Annotated in this window: 16 protein-coding genes; 2 read left to right on the forward strand and 14 right to left on the reverse strand. The window is 68.9% G+C overall.

Annotated features, from left to right (window positions below):
* Nucleotides 1-29: 29 nt before the first annotated feature.
* The 14 genes from HWY45_RS01925 to HWY45_RS01990 form a co-directional block, all read right to left on the reverse strand.
* Nucleotides 30-1007 carry a type II secretion system F family protein gene (locus HWY45_RS01925; protein WP_059884359.1) on the reverse strand — a complete coding sequence of 326 codons (978 nt, stop codon included), beginning with the start codon at nucleotides 1005-1007 and terminating at the stop codon, nucleotides 30-32.
* A gap of 48 nt (nucleotides 1008-1055) precedes the next feature.
* Nucleotides 1056-2420, reverse strand: coding sequence for a TadA family conjugal transfer-associated ATPase (locus HWY45_RS01930; RefSeq protein WP_059808920.1), 1365 nt, complete (start codon nucleotides 2418-2420; stop codon nucleotides 1056-1058).
* A gap of 20 nt (nucleotides 2421-2440) precedes the next feature.
* Nucleotides 2441-3649: a CpaE/TadZ family protein gene (locus tag HWY45_RS01935; protein ID WP_059808741.1), complete on the reverse strand. Its 1209-nt coding sequence runs from the start codon at nucleotides 3647-3649 to the stop codon at nucleotides 2441-2443.
* A 21-nt stretch (nucleotides 3650-3670) separates the two neighbouring features.
* Nucleotides 3671-4132 (reverse strand): TadE/TadG family type IV pilus assembly protein, encoded by a 462-nt coding sequence (locus HWY45_RS01940; RefSeq protein WP_059808743.1) that lies wholly within the window; start codon nucleotides 4130-4132, stop codon nucleotides 3671-3673.
* Nucleotides 4129-4632 carry a TadE/TadG family type IV pilus assembly protein gene (locus HWY45_RS01945; protein ID WP_059808746.1) on the reverse strand — a complete coding sequence of 168 codons (504 nt, stop codon included), beginning with the start codon at nucleotides 4630-4632 and terminating at the stop codon, nucleotides 4129-4131. Before HWY45_RS01945 ends, HWY45_RS01940 begins: the two co-directional genes overlap by 4 nt.
* A 44-nt stretch (nucleotides 4633-4676) precedes the next feature.
* Nucleotides 4677-5933 (reverse strand): pilus assembly protein TadG-related protein, encoded by a 1257-nt coding sequence (locus HWY45_RS01950; RefSeq protein ID WP_059884360.1) that lies wholly within the window; start codon nucleotides 5931-5933, stop codon nucleotides 4677-4679.
* 24 nt (nucleotides 5934-5957) lie between these two features.
* Nucleotides 5958-6257 (reverse strand): hypothetical protein, encoded by a 300-nt coding sequence (locus HWY45_RS01955; protein WP_059884361.1) that lies wholly within the window; start codon nucleotides 6255-6257, stop codon nucleotides 5958-5960.
* Nucleotides 6258-6277: 20 nt separating this feature from the next.
* On the reverse strand, nucleotides 6278-8314 hold the full coding sequence (locus HWY45_RS01960; RefSeq protein ID WP_059884362.1) for a type II and III secretion system protein family protein: 2037 nt from the start codon (nucleotides 8312-8314) through the stop codon (nucleotides 6278-6280).
* 101 nt (nucleotides 8315-8415) lie between these two features.
* Nucleotides 8416-9258, reverse strand: a complete 843-nt coding sequence (cpaB, locus tag HWY45_RS01965; protein ID WP_059565916.1) for a Flp pilus assembly protein CpaB — start codon at nucleotides 9256-9258, stop codon at nucleotides 8416-8418.
* 35 nt (nucleotides 9259-9293) lie between these two features.
* Nucleotides 9294-10694, reverse strand: coding sequence for a P-loop NTPase family protein (locus HWY45_RS01970; protein ID WP_059808754.1), 1401 nt, complete (start codon nucleotides 10692-10694; stop codon nucleotides 9294-9296).
* 40 nt (nucleotides 10695-10734) lie between these two features.
* Nucleotides 10735-11274 carry an A24 family peptidase gene (locus HWY45_RS01975; RefSeq protein WP_059565914.1) on the reverse strand — a complete coding sequence of 180 codons (540 nt, stop codon included), beginning with the start codon at nucleotides 11272-11274 and terminating at the stop codon, nucleotides 10735-10737.
* Nucleotides 11275-11305: 31 nt separating this feature from the next.
* Entirely contained in the window at nucleotides 11306-11488 is a 183-nt protein-coding gene (locus tag HWY45_RS01980) for a Flp family type IVb pilin (protein WP_059566038.1), read from the reverse strand.
* A 111-nt stretch (nucleotides 11489-11599) separates the two neighbouring features.
* Nucleotides 11600-11812, reverse strand: a complete 213-nt coding sequence (locus tag HWY45_RS01985) for a Flp family type IVb pilin (RefSeq protein WP_059884363.1) — start codon at nucleotides 11810-11812, stop codon at nucleotides 11600-11602.
* 90 nt (nucleotides 11813-11902) lie between these two features.
* The gene (locus HWY45_RS01990; protein WP_017330183.1) at nucleotides 11903-12073 is read right to left on the reverse strand and encodes a Flp family type IVb pilin; all 171 of its coding nucleotides are present in this window, start codon (nucleotides 12071-12073) and stop codon (nucleotides 11903-11905) included.
* A gap of 1055 nt (nucleotides 12074-13128) precedes the next feature.
* Here HWY45_RS01990 and HWY45_RS01995 point away from each other — a divergent pair.
* Together HWY45_RS01995 and HWY45_RS02000 are read left to right on the forward strand one after the other, a co-directional pair.
* The gene (locus HWY45_RS01995; RefSeq protein WP_059884365.1) at nucleotides 13129-14367 is read left to right on the forward strand and encodes a glycosyltransferase family 87 protein; all 1239 of its coding nucleotides are present in this window, start codon (nucleotides 13129-13131) and stop codon (nucleotides 14365-14367) included.
* Nucleotides 14364-15746, forward strand: coding sequence for a glycosyltransferase family 87 protein (locus HWY45_RS02000; RefSeq protein ID WP_081069878.1), 1383 nt, complete (start codon nucleotides 14364-14366; stop codon nucleotides 15744-15746). Before HWY45_RS01995 ends, HWY45_RS02000 begins: the two co-directional genes overlap by 4 nt.
* Nucleotides 15747-15766 lie beyond the last annotated feature (20 nt).

The following is a 15766-nucleotide window of genomic DNA, read 5'->3' on the forward strand; positions in this document are numbered from 1 at the left end:
AGGCATCCGGTCGTATCGCGCGCCGCGCGTCAGACACGGATCCGGATGATCCGGCGCATCCACAACACGCCGAACGCCATCGACACCAGCGTGGTGGCGACCATCTTGATCCCGGCCGGGTCCTGCCAGAGCACCGCCAGGAATTCGGGGTTCAGCACCATCATCGCGCCGGCCGTCGCGAACGGCAGCAGCCCCAGCACCCAGGCCGACATGCGCCCTTCGGCCGACAGCACGCGAATCTTGTCGAACAGCTTGAAGCGCTCGCGGATCAGCGCGGCGATGCTGTCGAGCAGCTCGGCCAGGTTGCCGCCGGTCTCGCGCTGGATCAGCACCGCGATCACGAAATAGCGCAGGTCGCGCACCGGCACCCGCGTCGCGAGGTTCATCAGCGCGTCGTGCAGCGACACGCCGTAGTTGATCTCGTCGAACGTCACGCGGAATTCGCTGCCCATCGGTTCGGAAAACTCGTCGCTGACCATCCCGATCGCGCTCGTGAACGCGTGGCCGGAGCGCAGCGCGCGGGCGATCATGTCGCATACGTCGGGCAGCTGGCGCTCGAGCTTGCGCATCCGGCGCCCGCGGTTGCGCATCACGAACAGCATCGGCAGGCTCGCGGTCGGCAGCGCGACGAGCGCGGCGAGCAGCAGCGGCAGCGTCGTGAAGCTGAGCGCGAGCAGCGCGATCGGCGGCAGCGCGAGGGTGATCCCGGCCAGCTTCGCGACCGACCAGCTCATGCCCGACTGCTGCAGCAGCAGGTCGACCGACTGGATGCGCGGCATCGCCATCAGCATCCGGTCGAACGGCTTCGCTTCGTTGAGCATGCGCTCCTTCAGGATCGACAGCCGTTCCTTCTGCACCTGCCCGCCCGCTGACATCGCGCGGATGCGCGCCTCGATGCGCTTGGCCGACACACCGTGCCGGGCGTTCCACCACTGGTAGATGCCCTCGAACATCAGCACGACCGCGACGAACAGGAGAATCACAAACGCGTAGAAGATCGGATCCATGGTCATTCCTCGTCATCGGCGCCCGGCCGGCCTGCGCCGGCCGCGCCGTCAGTTCGCCTCGTAGTGACGCGACGGGTCGTAGAGCGCGTCCGGCAGGTTGATGCCGAATGCCTGCAGGCGATCCGCGAACTTCGGCCGCACGCCGGTCGCGGTGAAGTGCCCGCGCACCGTGCCGTCCTTGTCCATGCCCGTGCGCCGGAACGTGAAGATCTCCTGCATGTTGATGATGTCGCCTTCCATGCCGGTCAGCTCCGAAATGCTGACGATCTTGCGCTTGCCGTCGGTCAGGCGCGCCGCCTGCACGACCACCGAGATCGCCGACGCGATCTGCTGGCGCATCGTCTTCGGCGGCAGCGACAGGCCCGCGATGCTGATCATGTTCTCGAGGCGCGTCAGCGCGTCGCGCGGCGTGTTCGCGTGGATCGTCGCGAGCGAGCCTTCGTGGCCGGTGTTCATCGCGTTCAGCATGTCGAGCGCTTCGGCGCCGCGCACTTCGCCGAGGATGATGCGGTCGGGGCGCATCCGCAGCGCGTTGCGCACCAGCGTGCGCTGCGTGATCTCGCCCTTGCCCTCGATGTTCGGCGGGCGCGTCTCGAGGCGCAGCACGTGCGGCTGCTGCAGCTGCAGTTCGGCCGCGTCCTCGATCGTCACGATCCGCTCGTATTGCGGGATGAAGCCGGACAGGATGTTGAGCAGCGTCGTCTTGCCGCTGCCGGTGCCGCCCGACACCAGCACGTTCACCTTCGCGCGCGACAGCGCGTCGAGCAGCTCCGCCATCGGCGGCGTGATGCTCTGGTAGCGCACGAGATCGTCCATCTTCAGCGGGCACACCGCGAAACGCCGGATCGACATCAGCGGCCCGTCGATCGCCGACGGCGGGATGATCGCGTTGACGCGCGAGCCATCCGGCAGGCGCGCGTCGACCATCGGGCTCGATTCATCGATGCGGCGGCCGACGCGCGACACGATCTTCTCGATCACCTTCATCAGGTGCGCGTCGTCGTAGAACGTCACGTCGGTCAGCTCGAGCTGGCCGTGCCGCTCGACGTAGACCTGCTTGTACGTGTTGACCAGGATGTCCGACACGCTCGGGTCGCGCAGCAGCGATTCGAGCGGGCCGAAGCCGAACATCTCGTCGTACACGTCGATCGCGAGCTGGCGCCGCTCGATGTCGTTCGCGGGCATCTTGTCCTCGTCGAGGATGCGCGCGATCAGCATCGTGATCTCGTGGCGGACCTGCTCCTGCGGGAGCCGCGACAGGCGCTCGAGCTCGACGCGCTCCAGCACCGCGGTATGGATCTCGCGGCGCAGCTTCTGGTACGCCTCGCGCACCATCGCGCCGCCGGCGCCGAGGTCGGAACGTGCCGCCAGCGGCGGCATCCGTTGCATGGACAACTGTTCGCGCAGTGACATGATCGACTCCTCGATTGAATTCACATGGACTTGAGTTTCGGCGTCGCGCCGCGGCCGAACAGCCGGGCGATCAACGGTTCATTGCGCTCCGCGCCGCGCCCCGCGCGCACCTCGCCTTCGACGAGCTGCTTCGCGCACGCCTGCAGCGTGCGGGCCACCGCGCAGTTGCGCACGAGGCGCGAGATCGGGTGCCCCTGGTTGACCGATTCGAGCACGCTTTCCTGGTCTTCCGGGATCACGAGCGACGCATGCATCCCGAGCACTTCCTCGAGCGCGGCGCGCGTGCGCTCGCCGGCGCGCGTGTTGCGGTTCACGATCAGGCGCAGGCGGTCGAGCGAGTAGCCGAGCGACATCAGGATCTCCTGCAGCCGGCGCCCCGCGCGCACGTGCGGCATGGTCGGCTGCAGCACGAGCTCGATCACGTCGCTGCGGTCCAGCGCGACCATCGACAGGGGGTTGAGGTTCAGCCCGACATCGAAGATCACGAAGTCGTAGCGCGGCGCGGCGACGCCGAGGATCCATTCGAGCGCGTCCTCGCGCATCTCGGCCGCCTTCACCGGGTCGCCCGCGCCGGCGAGCACATGGAAGGTGTCGCTGACGCGCGCGACGCTCGCATCGAGGAACGCGCCGTCCAGGCGCTCGAGCTGCGTGCAGAGCTGCGGCAGCGTCGACGGCGGCGTTTCGTCGGTGACGAGGAACGCCGCGTCGCCGAACTGCTGGTTCAGGTCGATCAGCAGCACGCGGCGCTTGAAGGTCTCGGCGATCTCGTACGCGACGTTGCTGGCCACGAACGTCGTGCCCGAACCGCCCTTACACGACATGAACGACACGATGCGGGTGTCGTTGCCGTCGCGCCGGGTGCTCTGCGCGGCCGCACGCTCCAGCGCGTCGGTGAGCGCATGGACTTCGAGCGGCCAGGCCAGCACGTCGCGCACGCCCGCCCGCATCGCGTCGAGCAGCGTGTGCGGCGACGCATCGGCGGTCACGAGCATGCAGGTCAGGCCCATGTGCAGCCGGCACATCCGTTCGATCGCCGACAGCTCGGCCGCGTCGAGCGACGTGCCGTCGATCATCAGCACGTCGAACGCATCGAGCCCGTCGGTGCGATGCTCGATCTGCGACGGCCGGCCGGCCGCGCGCGTCACGCGGTAGCTGCCGCAGTCGGAGACGAGCCGCGCGATCTGGGTAAGACGCCCCGTATCGTCGGAGGCCACGAGGATGTTGATCATGTTGTTCGCCTCGTCATTCGGTTAATTGCAGACCGTTCCGCCGGTTGACGACATCAGGCTCTCGCGAGGGAGCGTGGTCGTGAACGACGGCATGGGGACGTTGATCTTTACGAACGGGATCAGCGTCTTGATCGTGATGCCCGTCACTTGCAGCGTGACGAACGTGCAGGTGTTGCGCGCGGTGGTCGGATCGGAATCGCAGCCCGACGGCGTATAGGTGAGCGTCACGTTGCTGGCCTTCAGCAGCGGCATCAGCGTCGTGATGCGCTGCTTGATCACGGTGGCGTCCGCATCGCACACGGTCGCGGTGCGCGCGCCGAGGCGCATCGCCTCGCTCGCGGTATTCCAGTAGAACAGCACGCGGCCGAATTCGCAGATGCCGATCAGCATCGTGCAGAAGATCGCGGCGACCAGCGCGAACTCGACGACGGTCGCGCCGCGTTGGCCGCGGCGGCGCAGCGGGGAACGGGTGCGCGGGTTCATGACACTTGCCTCATCACGGTGACGATGTTGCCGAAGGTGATCTGCGGCAGGCCGTAGAACGCCGGGATCGGCACGTACTTGTAGCCCTTGATCTTGACCTCGACCAGGTTGATGCTCCCGGACGGCGCGCCGCCCGCCGCGCCGTTGTTCGAGTCGTAGGTGATCACGTTCGCGAACTGCGCCGGGTCGGACGCATCGCTGCAGCCGGTGCTGTGCGACGCATCGCAGATCACCACGTTGGTCGTCGCGAGCCCCGGCGCGAGCTCGGTGCCTTTCGCGCCGCAGGTCGTGCTGCCGTAGACGGCGAGGCACTGCGCCTCCGCGAGCGGATAGGCGGGATCGCTCGACAGGTAGGTCGACAGGTAGCGCGCGGCGTTGCGCGTCGACTTGGTCAGCGCGTCGTACTGGTAGATCGCGCGGCCGAACTCCGCGACGCCGGTGACGAGCAGCACGAGCGGAATCATCACGAACGCGAACTCGACCGCGGCGACGCCGCGCATCCGGGAACGACGGGACAGGGGCTTCTGGTTCATGATCGTCTCGGTTATTGAAGGAGCACCGGCACCATCGGCCCGACGGAATTGGAATTGCCGGGCACGCCTTCGGTCGCGCACGGGCTGCCTGCCATCGACGACGAGCCGCGATACTCGAGGTGCACCGGGCCGGCGCCGCCGCCCGACGCCATCGGGTCGAGCATCAGCACGCAATCCCACTGCAGCACTGACGCGCTGTGACCGCTCAGCAGCTGCGTGCAGTCGACTTCGGGCGCCAGCACCAGGCGGCGATCCGCGCCGCCCGTATAGTTGCCCGCCGAATACGAGCCGCCCGTGCTGATACCGCTCAGCGTGTCGCCCTGGTAGCTGGCGAAGGTCTGGCGCTTGGCCACGAAGTCCGCGTACGCGTCCCTTCCCGCCAGCCAGGTGCTGGACGTGTACGAATAGCCGGTGAAATCGGGCGTGCCGTCGGCCGGCCCCTTGAACGGGTTGTGATAGATGCCGAAGCGGGTATTCCACGCATCGCCGCTCGAGATCTTGTTCCCCGGCGAGCCGATGCTGGAGCCGATCGCCGGCAGGTTGCAGTAGTTGCCGGCCAACTCCTTGGTAATCTCCGACGCGCTGTTCGAGCCGTCGAGCGCGGCCCAGCCGAAGTTGCCCGCGCCGTAGGACGGCGGCGAGCCCGTCTTCGATGACATCCAGTCGCCGATGTTGTAGGTGGCGCCGGCCACCGGCGGGCTCACGGCGGTACCTGCCTTGCAGATGAACACGGGAATCGCGCAGGTCGTCTGCGACGGCCCGACGGTCGCGACCGCGGTGGCCGACACGGCGGCATTCGCGATGTTGACGCCCGGGATCACGTTCAGCGCCTGGATGAACCAGTTCGCGATGTTGCCCTGCGCCGTCGTGCATTTCACGTACTTGATCGCCGACGGCTTCGACACCGAACCCTTCGGCAGGAACGGATTGGTCAGCGCATCGCTGAACGTGACGTTCGAATCCGTATTCAGCTGCACCGCGTTCTGCTGGAACAGCGCGAAATTCTGGTGGCCGGCGGTAATGCCGGCCGCCTCCGAAACCGACAGGTTCACCGTGGCGCCTGTCAGGTCACGCGCAGCCGCCAATGCACAGGCATCGGCGCTGTTCTGCAGTTCGCTGCGCGTGACGTACAACTTGCCAAGATCCAGCGCGAGGCCGACGAACCCGATCAGCACCGCCAGCACGATTGCGACGATGACCGCCACGGCGCCGCGCTGGCGGCGCATGCCGCGAGCGGCGAGTCGAGCATGTTGAGCAACGCGGGACATGGCAATCTCCCTGAGCAGCTGTCGTTATTGGTTACCGGACTTGCTGATGCCGATCACGAACGCGTTCGACTTCGGCTCGGGCGCCTGGAACGACTTTTCGTAGTTGTCCAGCGCGGCGGCCGCCGCGGCGCCCGACACGGCCGGCTTGGCCGGCGCGTGGTCCGCGGCGTGCGGATCGATGATCTGCGCTTGCGTCACGGCGCGCACCGATTCGCCGAACCGGGTGTCCCACACCGGCGTCGACGTCATGCAGCCCGCGAGCGCGGCGGCGAGCGGCGCGGCCAGGGCCATGCGGCGCACGATTACGAGGTAGGCGGATTTCATGAGCTTCCCCTTGTCTGTCTTCAATGATCGGTGGACGACGGCGCGGCATTCGCGCGGGCGACCTGCTGCGTGCGGCGCTTCGCGGGCGCCGGCTGGGCCGGCGCGGCCTGGTTCGCCGCGGCGATACGCGCCGCGGCCGCTTCGATGCGGGCGATGCGGGCCGCCGTCGCGTCATCCGCGGCGGGCGCGGCGTTCGGTAAGGCCGCTGCCGGCGCCGACTCGGCCTTCGCCGGCTCCGGTGCGGGCGCCGGAGCGGGCACCGGGGCGTGCGTCTCGACGAGCGGCTTGGCCGGCACATCCTGCGTCGCGACCGGCACCGCCGACGTCACCGCCTTGGCGGCCGCATCGGCCTGCGGTGCGCGCGGCGCGGGCAGCGCGGCGGTGGCGGCAGGCGTGCTCTGCTGCTTCGGCGCGGGAGCCGGCGCGGGCTCCGGTTCAGGCGCCGGCGCCTGCGATTGCGGCATCGGCTGCGCCGGCGCGGCTTCGCTGGCGGGCATCCGGCCATGCTTGCGCAGGCCGCCGCGTCCTTCCATGTTGCCGGTGGCGAACACGTCCGCTTCGTTGGTCCGCGTGAAGCTGTCGGTCGGCAGCGGCACGTCGGCGGTCTGCAGCGGCTTCACCAGGTGCGGCGTGATGATGAAGATCAGCTCGGTGCGATCCTGCTGGAACGACGTACTGCGGGCCAGCGCGCCCAGCACCGGGATTTCGCCGATGCCCGGCACGGCCTTCAGCGAGCCCGACACGTTGTCCTTGATCAGCCCGCCGATCGCGAACGTTTCGCCGTCGGCCATCTGCACCGTCGTCGACGCGCGCCGGGTCGTGATCAGCGGCAGGATCGACGCGCCGGCGACGTTGGTCGCGGTGAGCGTGACGCCCGTCTGCGACAGCTCCGACACTTCCGGCGCGACCTTCAGGCTGATGCGGCCGTTCGACAGCACCGTCGGCAGGAACTTCAGCGCGACGCCGAATTCCTCTTCCTGCAGCGTGATCGTCGTGCCGCCGCCGGTATTGCTCTGCGGCACCGGGATGAAGATCTTGCCGCCCGCGAGGAAGGTCGCTTCCTGGCCGCTGATCGTCACGAGGTTCGGCTCCGCGAGGATCTTGACGAGGTTGTCGGTGTTCTGCGCATCCACCGCGACGCTGAACGGCCGGTTGTTCGCCTTGTTCGCGACGATGCCGCTCGCGACGCCGGCCAGCAGGTTGCTCACCAGCGCGCCGCTCCACGAGCCGAAGCCGCCCTGGATGTTGAACGCCGAGCCGAGCTGGTTGATCAGCGTCTTCGACACCTCGGCGACCTTCACCTCGAGCATCACCTGCTGCGGCGCGGTCACGGTGAGCATGTTGAGCACGTTGCCGCCCTTGTTCTCGCCGTTGGCGCCGTTGCCGCTGCCGCTGTTCGCATAGGCCTTCGCGATCGCGGCAGCCTGCTGCGCGGCCTGCGAGCTCGACACGTTGCCCGCGAGCACGATCGTGTCGGCCGCGGTCGATACGTGGATGTCGCGCTCGCCCGGCATCAGCTGCGCGAGCGACGCCTGCAGGCCGCCCGCGTCGGCGCCCACCGCCACGTCGATGATCCGGCACGCACCGCTCTTGCCCTGCACGATCATGTTGGTCGTGCCGACCGACAGCCCGAGGATGTAGAGCGTCTGCGGCGACACCATCGTCGCCTGCGCGACCGCCGGATTGCCGATCGTGCGGTTGCGCACGGGCTCGGGCATCGGCACGAGCATCGACTTGCCGAGCGGCACGCTGACCGACGTCGATTCGCGCACCGCACCGACGCAGTTCGGCCCGCGCAGCGGCCCGGCCGCGGCGGCGGCGGCCCCGGCGGCGGGCGCCGGCGTCATGCTGATCGTCATCTGCATCGGCCCCTTGCCCATCGCCGCCGGTGCGCTCGCCGGGCCGCCCTTCATCAGGGCACCCGCCTCGGCGCCGACCTGCGCGACCGCGCTGTAGACGTTGAACCAGCCGGCGCACAGCAGGGCTGCGGCCATCGCGCCGTGCAGGGCGCGCGTACGCGCCGGCCCGGCTCCAGAACGTTGCGGTTTGATCTTCATTTCGTCTGATCCCCCGAGTGCCCGGCGAACCGCCGGGCTTGACTGTCAAAGGCCGCCGCTTGCGGCGAGCGGCCTGGATGCTGCACGTGTTGTTGATGGATTCAGAAGCATTCGACGCTGCCCGCGACGCCGGCCAGCACGCCGATGCAGTCGCGCCGCGCGGCCGGGGCCGCATGCGACGCCACGTGCACGCGCACCGTGCGGGTGCGCACCACCGGCGCCGACGCGACGACCGGGGCCGCCGGCTTGCCGAGCAGCGTGAGCTTGGTCGCGCCGTCGGTGTTCAGCGTCTGCTTGTCGACCTGGTTGCGCAGCACCAGCGACAGCGTGCCGACACTGCGCGCGACGTCGAGCTTCTCCGCCTGTTCGGGCGACACTTCGAGCGTCACCGCGTTGACGACCTTCGGCGCCGTATCGTCGCGGCTGACCTGCTGCGCGACCGCCAGCACCAGGATGTGCTCGAGCACGATCTTCGAGATGCTCTGCTGGTTGTCGGTCTTGCCCGGCTCCTGCGTGTTGACGATCACGTCGACGTAGTTGCCCGGCAGCGCGAAGCCCGCTACGCCGACCACGTCGTTCACGCGCACCGTGATCGCGCGGTTGCCCGCGCCGATCACCGCGGACAGCCCGCCCTTGGTGCCGAGCGGCGCGAGCTTCGCTTCGAGCACGGGCTCGCCGCGCGCGAGGCTCGTGCGCACGACGCGCCCTTCGAGCGGCTTCGTATCGGTGAACGCGCCGGGCGGCACGCTGCCCGTCGGCCAGCTGACGGTGCGGATCTGGGCCGGCCCGATCGGTTCGCCCAGGCTGAGGTCGGTGGCCGCGACGGCAACCTGCGTCACGGCGCTGGTGGACGTTTGCACGAGCCACCGCGATGCGAACGCGACGGCGGCGAGACCCGCCACCATGGCGATGATCAGCATCGTGATTGCGCGACTGTTTTTCATGGCAATGCTCCTCGACAGATCGTGAATGAAACCGCTCAACCGGAGATCAGCGTGCGGCCCAGGCGGTCGCCCGCCGGCGGATGCGTGCTGTCCCGCTCGGGTGCGGAACCGAAGTAGCCGGCCCACGCCTCATGCAGCGCCTCCTGCGTGACTTCCATCGGATCGCCGCGATAGCGCGCCGATGCGGCGACGAGGCGCAGCAGGTCGCCCGGAAAGCAGGCAAGGAAGGCCTTGCCGGTCGGCAGATGCAGCCGGTGCGCGAGGTAGTCGAACGCGTCGTTGGCCGGCACGAGGCCGAGCGACCGGCACATCGCGTCGAACACCGCGTGGTAGTCCTCGATCGGCATCGGCCCGACGTAGAGCTTCGAGCCGAGGCGGCGCAGGAACGCGTCGTCGCCGAACTGCGACGGCGCGATGTTGCTCGAGAACACCGGCCACACGTCGAACGGCACCACGAAGCGGTTGCCCGAATCGAGCGTCAGCAGGTCGACGCCGCGATCGAGCGGCCGCAGCCAGCGGTTGAGCAGGTCGCGCGGCTCGACGCGCTGGCGGCCGAGATCGTCGACGATGTACATGCCCATGTTGGCCTTCATGTGCGGCGGCGCCTGGTAGCAGCCGGACGAATCGACGCGCCGCAGGTCGAGCTCGTCGAGCGTCAGCTCGCCGCCCGACAGCACCATCGGGCGTTCGCACAGGCGCCAGCGGCGGTCGACCGACTGCCCGTCCGGCTGATGCGCGGCATCGACGTGAACGAGCGGGTCGTAGACCTGGATGATCTCGTCGCCCGCGTAGATCGCGTACGGCACCGGCACGTCGCCGCGCATCATCGTGCCGAGGCGCTCGGCGAAAAACGTCTTGCCGCTGCCCGCCGGCCCGTGGATCAGCAGCGGCCGGCCCGCGTTCAGCGCGGCGGCAGCGGCTTCGATGACGGCCATGTCGAACACGATCCCCTCGAACGCGACCATCACGTCGGCGGGCGCGATGCGCTGCTTGCGGATCGAATGCGCGTCGACCATCTCGAGGTACGCATCGAGCGTGACCGGCGCGGGGCCCGCGTAGTTGCTGCGCGCCTTCTCCTCGATCGCGAGCACGCGGCCCGCGTCGGTCAGGCGGAACGACACGTCGAGATCCGTGGTGCCGCGATGCGTGATCTCGACGAGGTGTTCGCGCACGAGAAACGCGAGCACGTCGTCGAGCACCGAGATCGGCAGGCAGTGCCGCTCGATCAGGTCGGCATATTCCGAGCGGCCGTGCATCAGCGTCGACTTGAGCACCAGCCCCGCGACGAAGGTCTCGTGAAGCCCGGTGTCCGCGAGCGTGCGCGGCGCGCGCGGCAGCCGTGCGTGGAGTTTCGTGTGAGACTCGCGCGACGGCGCCGGATCGGGCAGATGAGCGATCTGCGCGTCGCGTCTCGGCTCGTTATGGTCTGCGGTCATGATCGCTCCGTTGTCAGCATCGATTGCGCAGGCGGCCCGCCTACACGGCGGCCGCGAACAACATCCCCAGCGTGCCCGCGGCGATTGCGACGCCGTACGGCAACGCCCCCACCGACGCGACCTGCGCCGGCATCTCGGCCGCCATGCCCTGCTGCCTGAGCGCGGCACGCGCCAGCAGGTAGCGGACATTCACGAACAACTGTCGCGCGCGGCCACGCCACAGCACCACGGCCAGCGCGCCGGCCCCGCCCGCGACGAAGGTCGCGAGCACGATCCAGGCGGCGAGCCCGGGGCCCACCCACGCGCCGATCGTCAACATCAGCTTCACGTCGCCGGCCGCCATCCCGCGCATCAGGTACAGCGGCATCAGCAGCGCGAAGCCGGTCGCGGCGCCCGCCAGCCACGCGAGCGCACCGGCCCACAGCCCCAGCAGCACGCATTGCGCGACCAGTGCGCCGGCGAGACCGACCGCGAGCAGGCGGTTCGGAATGCGGCGGCACGTGAGGTCCGTGCTGGCTGCGACGATCACGAGTGCCGTGACGCACAGCGGAATCGGGTGGGACGGCATGACAGGCAACATGACGGGCCTCTTCGTGCGTGCTTGGGTGATGTCAGGTCGCAGCCGTGATGCGGGCCGCGACGTCCTGGTAAAGGTTGCCGAGCGACGTGCCGAGCGACATCACCGCGAACACGATGGCCATCGCAATCAGCGAACCCAGCAGTGCGTATTCGATCGACGTGACGCCGCGTTCGTCCTCGATCCATTTCGATACCGCGTTCTTTCCGGTTTGCATGGCGATCTCCGTTGCTTCAGCGATCGAACCGTGGCGCATGCGCGGCGTGTCTGCCGATACACGTCCGGGCCGGCCAGCCCGGACGCCAGACCGCGCGCCATGTCATGTGCGCTACAGTTCGTTCCCCACAGTCGTGAACACGCCGTTCAGGTCCTGGCCGACGATCTGCACGGCGCCGATGATCACCACCGCGATCAACGCGGCGATCAGGCCGTACTCGATCGCCGTGACGCCGCTGTCGTCCCGAAGGAAGTTCGAGCGGCGGATACGGGCCAGCAGGCCGCGCAGGCCGCCGGTGTGCTGCTCAAGGACTGTCTGCTTCATGACATGCTCCTCATCGCGTACTGAAAACGTCACCAATCGATTCAGGAAAGTGACGGGCGAATCAACCTGTGAACTCGCCCGTCGGCGGGTTCACAGTTCGTTGCCGATCGTCGTAAAGACGCCATTGAGATCCTGGCCGACGATCCGCACCGCGCCGATGATGACGACGGCAATCAGCGCGGCGATGAGGCCGTATTCGATGGCGGTCACGCCGTCTTCGTCACGGACGAACTTCTTCACTTGTTGAACGAGCTTGGACATGGTTATCTCCCTTCGGATAGCTAAAGAAAACCCCTTGTCACCGTTGACTCGGGGGGAACTGCTCTGCTGCTGGCACTACAAGAAAATCAGAACGTGAAGATCGGACGCAGCGGCACGGGTGCGCGTGCGCACATGCCTTTGCGGGCCGATTCGACGAACGAGGAAATGCGTCTCGGGTGCGCATGCTTGGCGATCTGCCGGATGCGCCTGCCGCCCGAAGCGGACTGGATGCCGGTCGACGCGTGTCGGCCGGACGAATGGAGCGCAGACGTCCGGCCATGTGCCGTGGCGCTGCGTTGGCGGCTCGCGGGCCGCGCCGTGCTTTGGTCGATCATTTTGTTACCCCCGACTTCCGTCTTTCGCATTCTTTTGGCAACCGGACGATGCCGGCGCCCCGCTGGTCAGACGGCGACTTGCCCAGTGAGACCGGATGCGGCGCTGTTCCGCCTGGTTCCGGGCTCCAACCCCGTGGGTAACGCCGGCTTCGATCCTGGTGTAGTCGATGTCTGGATCGGCCGGACGTCGTGTCGTCGACTTCCGCGAGTCACCTTTCGCAAGGAGCGGGCCAGCCCGTGCCCGATCCAGTCTGCACAAGGGGTTCGGGTCGGCGCACCTGCGCCCGGGGGGGGCACGGGCCGCCGGAAGTTGCGCTTCTGATACATCGATACCGCCGCGCGCCGCCGCGCACCGCGCGCAAAGCCCCGCCGCACAAGGCTCAAAAAATTTTCTCGGGATTTTCCCGGAGCCGCGCCGCCGCGCGCGCCGGGCGGCCAGCGTGCAGGTTCGCATCACCGGGACACGCGAAATGTTTCAGCCCCGAAACACGATCGCCCGAATGGCGGCATCGACGGCCGTGCGCGGCACCGATTTCGCCGGATTTTCCTTTTTTAAACAGGCGGTTAAACCTGGGGCGATTTGCATCGACGGGCGTTTTTTTCTAACAATGGAATGGCCGGACGCAGACAGAAAGCAAACATGCTTCGACGTCCGGGCGATACCACGACAGATAAACGGGCTGCCGCAACCACGCAGCCCTCACCTGCAGGCGGGGCATCATGTACGCAGCAAATCGGGGAGCGCGCTATCGCGCGCGGCGCACTACGCACTGGCTGACGGCCGATCGCATCGTGCCGTACAGCTGCGCGATGCTGGTGCTCATCGCGCTCACGCTCGGCGCGTGGGCGTGGACGACGCATGGCTTCACCACCAACACGGCGATCCGCCCGGGCGTCGATTTCGCGGTGTTCTGGACCGCATCCGACCTGATCCTGCACGGGCAGGTCGCGACGATCTACGATTTCCATCGGTTTTCGCAGGCCGAGCTGCTGCGGTTCGGCGCCTACCTGCACAACGGCTTCCTGCCGTGGCTGTATCCGCCGACGATGCTGCTGCTCGTCGTGCCGTTCGCTTTCGTGCCGTTTCTGCCCGCATTCTTCCTCTTTTTCGCGGGCAGCTTTCTATGCTATGCGCGCGGCGTCGCCGGCCTGTCCGGGCTGCGCACGCACCTCGCGCGCCCCCATGCCGTGACGCTCGTGGTGCTGGCGTTTCCCGGCGTGTTCATCGCGATCGTCAGCGGCCAGAACGGGCTGCTCACCGCCGGCATCGCGGCGCTCGCGCTGCGCCATCTCGAGCGGCGGCCGGTGGTCGCGGGGCTGCTCGTCAGCCTGCTGGCGATCAAGCCTCAGCTGGCCCTGCTGTTTCCGCTCGTGCTGATCGCGACGCGCAACTGGCGCGCGTTCGGCGCCGCCGCGGCCGGCACGGTGCTGTTTGCCGGCGCCAGCGTCGCGCTCGGCGGCGGCACCGCGCTGCGCGGCTTCGCGAACGGGATGTCGCTGGCGCGCGAGATGGTCGTCGAATACGGCGTGTCGTACTGGCAGGTGTCGCCTTCGCCGTTCGCGGCGCTGCGGCTCGCCGGCGCATCGCTGCCCGTCGCGTACGCGGCGCAGGCCGCGGTGGCGCTGATCGCGGCGACCGCCGCGGTGGCCGTGTGGCGCCGCACGCACGACATGCGCCTGCGCGGCGCGGCGCTCGCGGTGGCGACGCTGCTGACCACGCCGTATCTGTGGCACTACGAACTGCCGTGGCTCGGCATCGCGGTGTTTTGCCTCGTTGCATACGGCCTCGACGAAGGCTGGCTGCCCGGCGACCAGCCCGTGATCGTGCTCGCGTGGCTGCTGCCCGCGTTCGAGTTCGTCAATCGCCTGCTGCTGCTGCCGCAGTTCGGGCCGGTCGTGCTGCTGAGCCTGCTGTTCGTCGTCGTGCGCCGCGCGTCGTTCGCGCCGAGGACGGCATGATGCAGATCCGCCACCCCGAGCGCCACGCGCTGCCCGCATTCGACCCGCATCCCGAGCTGCCGGCGGCTGGCCCGCGCCGCCGGCCCCACTGGCTGTCGCTGCGCCGCGTGCGCACCTATGCGCAGGTCGCGCTGTACTGTTACCTGCTGTTCGTCGCGATCTACGTCGTGCGCCTGTTCGGCCCGCATGGCGACACGCTGCCGGCGCCCGTGGCCGACTTCGCGCCGACCTGGAGCGCCGCGTGGCTCGCCGCGCACGGGCAGGCGCTCGACGCGTGGCGCGTGGCGGCGCTGCACGCGGTCGAGGTGCACGCGATTGCGTCGCTGCACGGCGCACCGGCCGGCCTGCCGTGGCGCTATCCGCCCGCCACGCTGCTGCTGGCGACGCCGCTCGGCTGGCTGCCGTACGCGGTCGCGGCGATCGTGTGGCTCGGCGGCGCGTGCGCGCTGTTCGCCGTCGCGATCCGCCTGATCGTCCAGCGCCGCTCCGCCGCGCTGTGCGCATGGGCGTTCCCCGGCATGTTCATCGTGACGGTCACCGGCCAGGACGGCCTGCTCACCGCGTCGCTCGCCGGCTTCGGCCTGTTGCTGCTGCAGCGGCGCCCGATCGCCGCCGGCGTCTGCTTCGGGATGCTCAGCATGAAGCCGCAACTGGCCGTGCTGTTTCCGCTCGCGCTGCTGTGCGCCACGCAATGGCGCGCGCTCGCCGCGTGGGCCGCAACCGTCGCCGGCCTCGCCGCGCTCGCGACGCTCGCGTTCGGCGCGGATGCGTGGAGCGCGTTCGCGCAGGCGATCGACGCTGCGCATCGCACGGCCGGCGCGCTGCCGGCGCTGCTCGTGCGCACGCCCACCGCGCAGGCCCTGGCGGCGCTGGCCGGCTGGCCGCCGATCGTCGCGCTGTCGCTGCAGGGGCTCGCGATCGCATGCGCGGTCGCGGCCGTCTGCTACGCGTGGCGCGGCAGCTGCACGTATGCGCTGCGCGCCGCGACGCTGACCTGCGCGACCCTGCTTGCCGCGCCGTCGCTGATCGACGGCGATCTCGCGTGGTACGGCATCCTGATCGCCTGGTATGCGCGTCACGCGTTCGCATTCGGCTGGCGGCGCTTCGACCGCGAATGGCTCGCGCTGCTGTGGGCCGCGCCGCTCGCGGGCCTCGCCGTCGCGCATCTGCACGTGCAGTTCATGCCGCTCGTCGCAGCCGTGTCGCTGCTGCTGCTCGTCACGCGCATCGCGCACGAGCGGCACGACGCGCCCTGCATGCCGGACGCGCACGACAGCGCGACCGACACCGATTTCACGCACGCCGTGCGGCCGCGCCACGCGCCGCCACGGCTTCATCGATTCGACCGCCAGCCGTTGCCGTTCGGCATCCGGCACTGAAGCGGCGTTCACAGGGGTAA

It is taken from the genome of Burkholderia stagnalis (genome assembly GCF_902830275.1).
GTDB classification, from domain to species: Bacteria; Pseudomonadota; Gammaproteobacteria; order Burkholderiales; family Burkholderiaceae; genus Burkholderia; species Burkholderia stagnalis.

Coding starts and splice junctions, on each gene's coding strand:
- HWY45_RS01925 (WP_059884359.1), bottom strand. CDS start 1,007: ATGGATCCGATCTTCTACGCGTTTGTGATTCTCCTGTTCGTCGCGGTC.
- HWY45_RS01930 (WP_059808920.1), bottom strand. CDS start 2,420: ATGTCACTGCGCGAACAGTTGTCCATGCAACGGATGCCGCCGCTGGCG.
- HWY45_RS01935 (WP_059808741.1), bottom strand. CDS start 3,649: ATGATCAACATCCTCGTGGCCTCCGACGATACGGGGCGTCTTACCCAG.
- HWY45_RS01940 (WP_059808743.1), bottom strand. CDS start 4,132: ATGAACCCGCGCACCCGTTCCCCGCTGCGCCGCCGCGGCCAACGCGGC.
- HWY45_RS01945 (WP_059808746.1), bottom strand. CDS start 4,632: ATGCGCGGCGTCGCCGCGGTCGAGTTCGCGTTCGTGATGATTCCGCTC.
- HWY45_RS01950 (WP_059884360.1), bottom strand. CDS start 5,933: ATGTCCCGCGTTGCTCAACATGCTCGACTCGCCGCTCGCGGCATGCGC.
- HWY45_RS01955 (WP_059884361.1), bottom strand. CDS start 6,257: ATGAAATCCGCCTACCTCGTAATCGTGCGCCGCATGGCCCTGGCCGCG.
- HWY45_RS01960 (WP_059884362.1), bottom strand. CDS start 8,314: ATGAAGATCAAACCGCAACGTTCTGGAGCCGGGCCGGCGCGTACGCGC.
- cpaB (WP_059565916.1), bottom strand. CDS start 9,258: ATGAAAAACAGTCGCGCAATCACGATGCTGATCATCGCCATGGTGGCG.
- HWY45_RS01970 (WP_059808754.1), bottom strand. CDS start 10,694: ATGACCGCAGACCATAACGAGCCGAGACGCGACGCGCAGATCGCTCAT.
- HWY45_RS01975 (WP_059565914.1), bottom strand. CDS start 11,274: ATGTTGCCTGTCATGCCGTCCCACCCGATTCCGCTGTGCGTCACGGCA.
- HWY45_RS01980 (WP_059566038.1), bottom strand. CDS start 11,488: ATGCAAACCGGAAAGAACGCGGTATCGAAATGGATCGAGGACGAACGC.
- HWY45_RS01985 (WP_059884363.1), bottom strand. CDS start 11,812: ATGAAGCAGACAGTCCTTGAGCAGCACACCGGCGGCCTGCGCGGCCTG.
- HWY45_RS01990 (WP_017330183.1), bottom strand. CDS start 12,073: ATGTCCAAGCTCGTTCAACAAGTGAAGAAGTTCGTCCGTGACGAAGAC.
- HWY45_RS01995 (WP_059884365.1), top strand. CDS start 13,129: ATGTACGCAGCAAATCGGGGAGCGCGCTATCGCGCGCGGCGCACTACG.
- HWY45_RS02000 (WP_081069878.1), top strand. CDS start 14,364: ATGATGCAGATCCGCCACCCCGAGCGCCACGCGCTGCCCGCATTCGAC.